Here is a 9,078-nt window from a genome sequence, read left to right on the forward strand (position 1 = left end):
CCCGTACCGAACCGCTTGGAGTCCGTATGACGGCGACCTCCGCCGAGTCGAACCGCCTCTCGGCGCCGAGCCATCCACAGCGCTGGCTGATCCTCGGCGTCATCTGTCTCGCCCAGCTCACCGTGCTGCTGGACAACACCGTCCTCAACGTCGCGATCCCCTCCCTCACCCGGGAGCTGGACGCCTCCACCGCCGATGTGCAGTGGATGATCAACGCCTACTCGCTCGTCCAGTCGGGGCTGCTGCTGACCGCGGGCAGCTCCGCCGACCGCTACGGCCGCAAGAAGATGCTGATCACCGGGCTCGCCCTGTTCGGTATCGGCTCGCTGGTGGCCGGGCTCGCCCAGTCGTCCGCGCAACTGATCGCCGCCCGGGCCGGGATGGGCATCGGCGGGGCCCTGCTGATGACCACGACCCTCGCCGTTATCGTCCAGATATTCGACGAGACCGAGCGCGTGAAGGCGATCGGCATCTGGTCGACCGTCAGCTCGCTCGGCTTCGCCGTGGGGCCCCTGATCGGCGGGGTCATGCTGGACCACTTCTGGTGGGGGGCGATCTTCCTGATCAACATCCCGGTCGCCGTGATCGGCCTGGTGGCCGTGGCCCGGCTGGTCCCGGAGTCGAAGAACCCGAGCGGCGAGCGTCCCGACCTCCTCGGAGCCGTACTCTCCACCATCGGCATGGCGGCGGTCGTGTACGCGATCATCTCCGGCCCCGGACACGGCTGGACGTCGGGCCGGGTGCTGCTGACCGCCTTCGTCGGGGTCGCCGTCCTCACCGGGTTCGTGCTGTGGGAGCTGCGCATCCCGTACCCGATGCTGGACATGCACTTCTTCCGCAACCAGAAGTTCATCGGCGCGGTCGCGGGCGCGATCCTGGTCGCGTTCGGGATGGGCGGCTCGCTCTTCCTGCTCACCCAGCAGCTCCAGTTCGTCCTCGGCTACGGGCCGCTGGAGGCCGGTCTGCGGACGGCCCCGCTGGCACTGAGCGTCGTCGCGCTCAACCTCACCGGGCTCGGCGCACGGCTGGTGCCCAAGCTCGGCACGCCCGTCACCATCGCCTCCGGCATGGCGCTGCTCGCCGCCGGACTGGGCGCGATCGCGCTGCTGGGCGGGGACGGCTACGCGGGGACGCTGCTGGGCCTGCTCGTGATGGGTGCGGGCATCGCGCTCGCCATGCCCGCCATGGCCAACGCGATCATGAGTGCGATCCCGCCCGAGAAGGCCGGTGTCGGCGCCGGGGTCAACGGCACCCTCGCCGAGTGCGGCAACGGCCTCGGGGTCGCGGTGCTCGGCGCGGTCCTGAACTCCCGGTTCGCGGCGCTCGTCCCGTCGGCCGTCGGCGCGGCCTCGCTGCCCGCCGCCCTGGCCGCCGCGAGCGGTGACGCGGAGCGGCAGCGGATCACGGACGCGTTCTCCTCCGGTCTGGAGACCAGCATGCTGGTCGGGGCGGTGGCGGTGCTGGCCGGCGGGTTGCTGGCCGCGGTACTGCTGCGCCGCGCGGAGCGGGGAGAATCGGAAGGGGCCGACCCGGCCGTGGCAGCGGCATAGCATCGGACGGGGGCCTACCGGACCGTACTGCTCCGCTTCTGGGGCAGACGGTACGTGTCCGGTGTGCCCCGCCGGCGAGACGAGGGAGTGCGCCATGGTGTCCGCGGCCGACCGTGCGAAGGACCCTGCCCGGACCAGCGTGTGGCTGAACCACCGGCCACCCTCGCGCGCCCGGAAGGCCGACCAGCCCGCCGGGCTCGACCGCGACCGGATCACGGCGGCGACGGTCCGGCTGCTGGACGCCGAGGGCCTCGCGAAGTTCTCCATGCGCCGGCTCGCCGCCGAGCTGAACGTCACGGCGATGTCCCTCTACTGGTACGTCGACACCAAGGACGACCTCCTTGAGCTGGCCCTCGACTCGGTCTACAGCGAGATCGACGCGCCGCAGGAGAACGCGCCCTGGGAGACCCGGCTGCGCGCGCTGGCGACGTCCTACCGCGCACTGCTGGTCCGGCACGTCTGGGTCTCCCCGCTCGTCGGGAAGTTCCTCAACACGGGGCCGCACGCGATGCTCATGTCGTACGCCATCCAGGACGTGATCCGCGAGACCGGCCTCCCCATGGGGCGGCAGACCGGCGCGCTCTCCGCGGTCTTCCAGTTCGTGTACGGATTCGGGACCGTCGAGGGCCAGTTCGCCCAGCGCAGTGCCGAGGCGGGGCTCACCCAGGACGAGTACTTCCAGCAGGCGATGGCGGCCATCCAGGGCCAGCCGCAGCTGGGCCCGATCGTGGAGAACTCGCAGGACCTCATCGCGGCGCGGGGTGCCGAAACCGTGCACGAGATGCACGAGCGGGACTTCGCCTTCGCGCTCGACCTGCTGATCGCGGGCATCGTGGCCATGCGCGAACGGGAGCGGTCCCCGGAGACCGAAGGGGCCTCGGGGACCCGGGAGACCCGCCCCCGTCAGTAGCCGCGGGTGGTGTCCACGGCGAGTGCGGGGATCCGTCCCGCCGTCAGTTCCCGCAGGCAGGCCGCGAAGTCGGTGACGATGTCGTCGTCCGCCGTGATGCCCGCGGAGTGCGAGGTGATCACCGTACGGGGCAGCCGCCAGCAGGCGTCGCCGGGTGCGGCCGGCTCGTCGGGCAGCACGTCCAGCACCGCGCGCCCCACCGAACCCGCGTGCAGCGCCGCCTCCAGCGCCGCCAGGTCCACGGTCGCTCCCCGCCCCACGTTGAGGAACGTGGCCCCGCCCATGGCCGCGAACCGGGCCGCCCCGAAGTACCCGGCCGTCGCGTCCGTCAGCGGGAGCGCGGCCACCACCCAGCGGGCGGCCACCGGTTCGTCCCCCACGGCCACCGCGTCGAAGCCCGGCGGGACGGGGCGCGGGGCGCGGACGACGCCCACGGTCCGGATGCCGCACGACCGCAGCAGCCCGGCGACTGCCGAGCCGATCCGTCCGGTGCCGTGCACCACGGCCGTCTGCCCGGCCGCGAGCTCCGAGGGGATACGGCGCCACTCGCCCCGGGCGTGCTGCGCGGCGAACTCCGGGACCGACTGGCATTCCGCCAGCACCCAGCCCAGCACGTACTGCGCGATCCGCTCGCCCATCCGGCCCACCGTCCGGGTGAGCAGCGCCCCGCCCGGCCACGGACCGGCGCCCAGCAGGGCGTCCGTGCCGGCGTTCACGCTGTGGAACCACAGCAGACCGTCCCCGCGCAGCGCGTCGGGCAACGCGGCCCCCACGTACACGTAGGGGCCGCCACCGGCCGGGCCGCCGCGCTCGACGGTGCGCCCGGTGGTCCGCTCCAGGGCCTCGGCCGCGGCGTCGCCCACCTCGGGACCGGCCAGCAGCCGGGCCCGGGCGAGCAGTCCGGGCGGCGGAAGCGTCACCGCGGTCAGCTGCCCGTGGCCAGGTGCGCCGGGAAACCGCCGGTGGCGACGGGACTCCACCGCTCGGGAGTGATCCTGATGATCGACTTGCCCTGCTTCACCATCGCCGCCCGGTACTCGTCCCAGTCGGAATGCTCCCCCGAGATGTTCCGGAAGTACTCGACGAGTGGCTCGACCGAGTCAGGTGAGTCGATCACCTCGGCCGAACCGTCGATCTGCACCCAGGGCCCGTTCCACTCGTCCGACAGGACGATCACGCTCACGCGCTCGTCCCGCTTCGCGTTGCGGGTCTTGGCCCGTTCGGGGTACGTCGAGACGACGATCCGGCCCGCGTCGTCCACGCCGCAGGTGAGCGGGGAGCCCTGGGGGCGGCCGTCGGACCGGGTGGTCAGCAGGATCGCCCGGTGCCGGGGCCGTACGAACTCCAGCAAGTCGTCGAGTTCCACGGCGGTGTTGGTCGCGATGTTCGATGCCATGGAACCGACCCTACGACTGTCGGGGATCAGACGGCGGGCAGGGAGTCGCCCTGCACCGCCTGGATGTCGAGTTCGATCCGCAGCGTGGTGCCGATCGCCGAGATGCCCGCCTGGAGGACCTGGTTGTAGTTCATGGCGAACTCCTCGCGGCGCAGCTCCGCCGTGGCGCTGAACGCCGCGCGGACGCCGCCCCACGGGTCCGGGCCGGTGCCGAGGTAGCTCAGGTCCAGGTCGACCGGGCGGTCCACGCCGTGCAGCGACAGTTCGCCGTGCACCGTCCAGCGGTCGGGGCCGGCCGGAGTCAGCCCGGAGGAGCGGTAGGTGATCTCCGGGAAGCGCTCGGTGTCCAGGAAGTCGGGCGAGCGCAGGTGCTTGTCCCGCATGCCGTTGCCGGTGTCGATGCTGGCCGCGTTGATGACGGCGTCCACGCGCGAGTTCTGGACGTCCTCGGCGATCTCGATCCGGCCGCCGAAGTCCGTGAACCGGCCGTGCACGCTGGAGATCCCCAGGTGCTGCGCGACCGCGCCCACCGAGGAGTGCGCCGGATCCAGCGACCAGGCGCCCGGCGGCGGCAGCTCCACGCCGCCCTGGCGGGCCAGTACCACCGTGCCGGCCTCGACCCGGCCGCTCGCCGTGACGAGGGCGGTGGAGGCGGCGGGGGCGTACCCGACCGCTGTCACGATCACGGTGTACGCGCCGGCGGACAGCAGTGGTTCGGTCCGCACCGTCCCGTCCTCGTCGGCGGCGGCGCGCAGCACCTGCGTCCCGGTCATGTCGGTGACCGTCACGACCGCGTGCTGGACGGCCCAGCCGTCCCGCGTACGTACCTGTGCGCGAAGTCCCATCCCGTTTTCTCTCCTTGCTCAATGCCCCGCCCCTTGAGGAACGGGTCACTCAATGAGTCGGGCCCCGGGGCGGGGACGGCAGGCCGTCCCCTGCCTGCCGTCCCCACCGCCGGGGCCCATTTCCGCCGGCCTGGACAGACTCTCCGCTCGAAGTGCCGTCCCGCCAGGGGTCTTACGTGTCCGGGAGAATTCCCGGACGGGTTACTCGCCCGGGTGGGCGAGCTCGATGTCGTGGCCGTCGAGCCCGTGACCGGCCACGGTCAGGGAACCGGCCACCGGCGGGTAGCCGGTCGCGATGACCGAGTACTCGCCCGCGTCCAGGTCGGCGAAGGCGTACGCCCCGTCCTCCCCGGTCGTCGAGGTGGCGATCACGTTGCCGGCCGCGTCGACCAGCGTGACGCGGGCGTCGGGCAGCGGCCGCCGCCCGGAACCGGCCCGCACGACGCCCTGGACCAGCGCACCGGACCGCAGAGCGGCGTCGACCCGGGTGACACCCTGGCCGCCGATCTCCACCGGCAGGGCCAGCGGACGGAAACCGGCCGCGTTGACCGCGACGGTCACCGCACCGGGGACCAGCTCACCGAAGGTGAACTCGCCCGCGTCACCGGACTTGCCGGTGGCCAGCACGTCGCCGCGGACATCGGTCACGATGACCATGGCGCCCTCGACCGGCAGACCGCCGTCGGCGGCCCGTACGGAGCCGGCCAGGCCGCTCGTACCGGCGAGCAGGATGTCGTACGAGAGCGGCTCGTCGCCGACGACCACGGTGGACGCCTGCGGCTGGAAGCCGTCGGCCGACGCGATCAGCACGTACGAACCGGCGCCGGGGGCGTCCAGACCGTAGGAGCCGTCGGCCTGCGCGGCCGAGATGCCCAGCTGCCGGCCGCCCAGCGAGATCAGCGTGACGGCGGCCCGGGCGACGGGTGCGCCCTCTGCGCCGCGCACCACACCGCGGACCGCGGTGCCCTGCGCGGTCGCCACCGGAGCGGCCACGGGGGCGGCTTCCAGGGTGTCGACGGCGGTGACGCCGGCGGCTCCCTCGGAGACCAGGGCCGCCGTACCGGACTGGTCCTTGGCGAGCTCCACGGCCTCGGCCGGAGCCGGGGCGTCGTTGGCCGCGTTCGTCCTCAGCGCGACCTCCTTGATGAAGATCGTGATGACGAAGGCGACCAGCGCGGCCGGAGCGGCGTACAGGAAGACGTCGCCGACGCCGTGCCCGTAGGCGGCCTCCACGACCGTACGGAACGGCGCGGGCAGCGAGTCCAGGTCGGGGATGCCCCCGCCGCCGGTGCCGCCGTGGCCCAGGGCCGCGCCCTGGGGACCGAGGTCCGTCAGGCCGTCCTTGACGTAGTGGGTGACCCGGTTCGCCATGACGGCGCCCAGTGCCGAGACACCGATCGCGCCACCGAGCGAACGGAAGAACGTGACGACGGAACTGGCCGAACCGAGGTCGGCGGGGTCGACCTGGTTCTGGGTGGCGAGCACCAGGTTCTGCATCATCATGCCGATGCCGAGACCCATCACGAACATGAAGATCGCGATGTGCCAGTACTCGGTGTCGTACCGGATGGTGCCGAGCATGCCGAGCCCGGCCGTGATCAGGAAGCCACCGCTGACCAGCCACGCCTTCCAGCGGCCCGTCTTGGTGATGATCTGGCCCGAGAGGGTCGAGGAGAGGAACAGACCCGCGATCATCGGGATCGTCATCACGCCGGACATCGTCGGCGACTTGCCGCGCGCCAGCTGGAAGTACTGGCTGAAGAAGACGGTGCCCGCGAACATCGAGACACCGACGAACAGCGAGGCGAGCGAGGCGAGGGTGATGGTCCGGTTGCGGAACAGCCGCAGCGGGATGATCGGCTCGCTGGCCCGGGACTCGGTGAAGACGAAGAGCAGCGCGAGGACCACGGAACCCGCGAGCATCGCACCGGTCTGCCAGGACATCCAGTCGTACTTGTCGCCCGCGAAGGTCACCCAGAGGAGCAGCAGCGAGACGGCGGCGCTGATGAAGAACGCGCCGGTCCAGTCGACCTTGACCTCACGCTTGACGACCGGGAGCTTCAGGGTCTTCTGGAGCACCACGAGGGCGATGGCCGCGAACGGCACACCGACGTAGAAGCACCAGCGCCAGCCCATCCAGCTGGTGTCGGTGATGACACCGCCGAGCAGCGGACCGCCGACGGTGGCGATGGCGAAGACCGCGCCGAGGTAGCCGCTGTAGCGGCCGCGCTCGCGCGGGGCGATCATCGCGGCCATCACGATCTGGGCGAGGGCGGAGAGACCGCCGACGCCGATGCCCTGGACCACACGGCAGACGATCAGCATGCCGCTGCTGGTCGAGAGACCGGCGACGACCGAGCCGGCGACGTAGATCACGAGTGCTATCTGGACCAGCAGCTTCTTGCTGAACAGGTCGGAGAGCTTGCCCCACAGGGGGGTGGTCGCCGTCATGGCCAGCAGCGAGGCCGTGACGACCCAGGTGTAGGCGCTCTGACCGCCGCCGAGGTCGGAGATGATCTCCGGCAGGGCGTTGGTGACGACGGTGGACGACAGAATCGCGACGAACATACCGAGCAGCAGCCCGGTGAGCGCTTCCATGATCTGCCGGTGTGTCATCGGCACGCCGCTGGAGGGTTCGTTCCCTCCGTGCTTGGCGTGGCCGCCCCGCACACCGGTTGGTGTGGTCGTAGCCATTTAAATCCTCGTCTTTGCTTCTGTTACACGGGTGTACGGGTGTACGAGCCGTCGGTGGGCCGGGAGCGGCAGTCGCCGCTGTGCGTTCCGGGGGCGCACCCGCCGGAGCTGCGACAGGAGAAGCTGTCGCGCAGCCGGGCCAGCAACGTGTTGAGCTGTCCGACCTCGTCGTCGGACCAATCCTGAAGGTTGTGGGCGAACATCTCGGTCGTCCGGCAGTTCAGATCCGTGAGCACTCCCTCGCCCGCGGGGGTCAGCCGCAGGATGCGGGAGCGCTTGTCCGCCGGGTCCGAGGAGCGCTCGATCCAGCCGCGTTCCGCCACGTGGGCGACGTGTCGGCTGGTCACCGACATGTCGACGGCGAGGAGCTCGGCCAGTCTGCTGATCCGCATCTCGCCGTGCCGGCTCAGCAGAGCCAGTACGGCCGCCGAGCCTGCTGGGCATTCGGCGGGGAGGATGCGGGCCAGGCCCCGTTTGACGGCGCCGACTGCGCTGAGCTGCCGGGCCAGTTCTTCGTACTGACTCCGCGCGGCCACGGGACCCCCAGACATTCACGTCATCTTGTTGCTTAGGGCAACCATAGAAGCCGTTGGTTGCTGCAGGCAAACGAAAAGGGGCTTGCAGAAGTAAAGGAAAACAAAAGGCTCCGTAGGGTGCGGGTCAAACGCCCAGCGTGTGCGGTGCGCGAGTGGCACGTGTGTCCTGCGCCACTCCCGAGGCGGGGCCGGACGCGGTCCGGGGTGCGCCTTTCCCCACCTTTCCGGCTTCCGGTGCGGGCAGGGGGTCACCGTTCGCGCATATATACGGGAGCGCGAGAGTGGCGGGGCGGAGCGGTTCTCAACTGGAGTACGGCGCGCGGAGGTTGGGCGTCGCCTCTCGTCACGGGGCCTGTACGGCATGCGCTGGTCCGGGCCGGGGCCGGGCGGCTTTGCCACGCGGCCTTCACCGGTTCCCCGGTTATGGCCCCGCCCCTTCACCGCCCGGGGGTTGGGCGGTTCCGCCGAGTTCGCTAGGGTCCTGCGACATGGCACACAATCCCCACGCTCCGCAGGGTCCCGAGGGCAACAGCGACCCGGCAGGCAACACCCAGATGTTCCGCGCCTTCGTCGACGAGGGCGAGCCGCAGCGCCGGCAGCAGCCCGCCGCTGTGTCCTCCGGCCCGAGGACCGGACTGATCGCCGGCATCGTCGCGGTGGTCGTCGTGCTCGGCGCGGTCGCCTGGCTCGCGCTCGGCTGACCGGCTCTCCGGACCTACTCGGTCCCCGTCCCCACTGGACGGCGACCGGCCCTCCGTCGTTTCGGACGGAGGCCGGTCCCCGTCGCTTCGGGCGGAGACCAGTCCCCCGTCACTTCCAGACGGCGGTCACGCCCCGGGTCTCGACACGCATGCCCAGGGGCACCCGCCAGGCGTCCACACAGACGGTGTACGTCATCTTCCGCGCCGCTCCCGCGCCGATGGGCACGGGCAGCGGCGCTGTCGATTCCCGGGTCGCCCAGTCGATCCCCAGCCCGCCGATGATGTGCGTGGCGAAGGTGACGGTCCCCGAACGCGCGGGTGAGCCCCCGGTGTTGCGGAACTCCACGGTGACCTTCTCGCACCACCGCTCGTCCGCCGCCGCGCGCACCGGGGCTCCGGCCTCGATGACGGCGGGCCCGGCCGGGGCCGCCGTCATCGAGGCCGGA

Annotated in this window: 8 protein-coding genes and 1 pseudogene; 3 read left to right on the forward strand and 6 right to left on the reverse strand. The window is 71.5% G+C overall.

The window, feature by feature from the left end:
• Positions 1 to 26 precede the first annotated feature (26 nt).
• On the forward strand, positions 27 to 1,550 hold the full coding sequence (locus JGS39_RS23705; protein ID WP_219571467.1) for an MFS transporter: 1,524 nt from the start codon (positions 27 to 29) through the stop codon (positions 1,548 to 1,550).
• 94 nt (positions 1,551 to 1,644) lie between these two features.
• Complete coding sequence (locus JGS39_RS23710; RefSeq protein ID WP_219571468.1) at positions 1,645 to 2,460, forward strand: TetR/AcrR family transcriptional regulator; 816 nt, start codon at positions 1,645 to 1,647, stop codon at positions 2,458 to 2,460.
• On the opposite strand, the gene JGS39_RS23715 is transcribed toward JGS39_RS23710, so the two are convergent.
• From JGS39_RS23715 to JGS39_RS23735, 5 genes are all read right to left on the reverse strand, one after another.
• Positions 2,454 to 3,380, reverse strand: a complete 927-nt coding sequence (locus JGS39_RS23715; RefSeq protein WP_219571469.1) for an NAD(P)-dependent oxidoreductase — start codon at positions 3,378 to 3,380, stop codon at positions 2,454 to 2,456. The genes JGS39_RS23710 and JGS39_RS23715 overlap by 7 nt on opposite strands.
• Positions 3,381 to 3,385: 5 nt before the next feature.
• The gene (locus JGS39_RS23720; protein WP_219571470.1) at positions 3,386 to 3,856 is read right to left on the reverse strand and encodes a PPOX class F420-dependent oxidoreductase; all 471 of its coding nucleotides are present in this window, start codon (positions 3,854 to 3,856) and stop codon (positions 3,386 to 3,388) included.
• 26 nt (positions 3,857 to 3,882) lie between these two features.
• Entirely contained in the window at positions 3,883 to 4,701 is an 819-nt protein-coding gene (locus JGS39_RS23725; RefSeq protein WP_219571471.1) for a YceI family protein, read from the reverse strand.
• A gap of 201 nt (positions 4,702 to 4,902) precedes the next feature.
• Positions 4,903 to 7,317 (reverse strand): MFS transporter, encoded by a 2,415-nt coding sequence (locus JGS39_RS23730; RefSeq protein ID WP_504740108.1) that lies wholly within the window; start codon positions 7,315 to 7,317, stop codon positions 4,903 to 4,905.
• Between the two features lie 101 nt (positions 7,318 to 7,418).
• Entirely contained in the window at positions 7,419 to 7,931 is a 513-nt protein-coding gene (locus JGS39_RS23735; protein WP_219571476.1) for a MarR family winged helix-turn-helix transcriptional regulator, read from the reverse strand.
• A gap of 488 nt (positions 7,932 to 8,419) precedes the next feature.
• On the opposite strand from JGS39_RS23735, the gene JGS39_RS23740 reads away from it, so the two are divergent.
• Positions 8,420 to 8,632, forward strand: coding sequence for a hypothetical protein (locus tag JGS39_RS23740; RefSeq protein ID WP_219571473.1), 213 nt, complete (start codon positions 8,420 to 8,422; stop codon positions 8,630 to 8,632).
• A 109-nt stretch (positions 8,633 to 8,741) separates the two neighbouring features.
• Here the strand turns inward: JGS39_RS23740 and JGS39_RS23745 are convergent.
• Positions 8,742 to 9,078 (reverse strand): annotated as a pseudogene (locus JGS39_RS23745) (hypothetical protein); the annotation flags it as partial.

The organism is Streptomyces poriferorum, from assembly GCF_019399235.1.
Lineage (GTDB): Bacteria > Actinomycetota > Actinomycetes > Streptomycetales > Streptomycetaceae > Streptomyces > Streptomyces poriferorum.

Excerpts from the sequence above, each read along its gene's own strand:
- JGS39_RS23725 (WP_219571471.1), bottom strand. The coding sequence starts at position 4,701 with ATGGGACTTCGCGCACAGGTACGTACGCGGGACGGCTGGGCCGTCCAG.
- JGS39_RS23730 (WP_504740108.1), bottom strand. The coding sequence starts at position 7,317 with ATGACACACCGGCAGATCATGGAAGCGCTCACCGGGCTGCTGCTCGGT.
- JGS39_RS23705 (WP_219571467.1), top strand. The coding sequence starts at position 27 with ATGACGGCGACCTCCGCCGAGTCGAACCGCCTCTCGGCGCCGAGCCAT.
- JGS39_RS23740 (WP_219571473.1), top strand. The coding sequence starts at position 8,420 with ATGGCACACAATCCCCACGCTCCGCAGGGTCCCGAGGGCAACAGCGAC.
- JGS39_RS23710 (WP_219571468.1), top strand. The coding sequence starts at position 1,645 with ATGGTGTCCGCGGCCGACCGTGCGAAGGACCCTGCCCGGACCAGCGTG.
- JGS39_RS23720 (WP_219571470.1), bottom strand. The coding sequence starts at position 3,856 with ATGGCATCGAACATCGCGACCAACACCGCCGTGGAACTCGACGACTTG.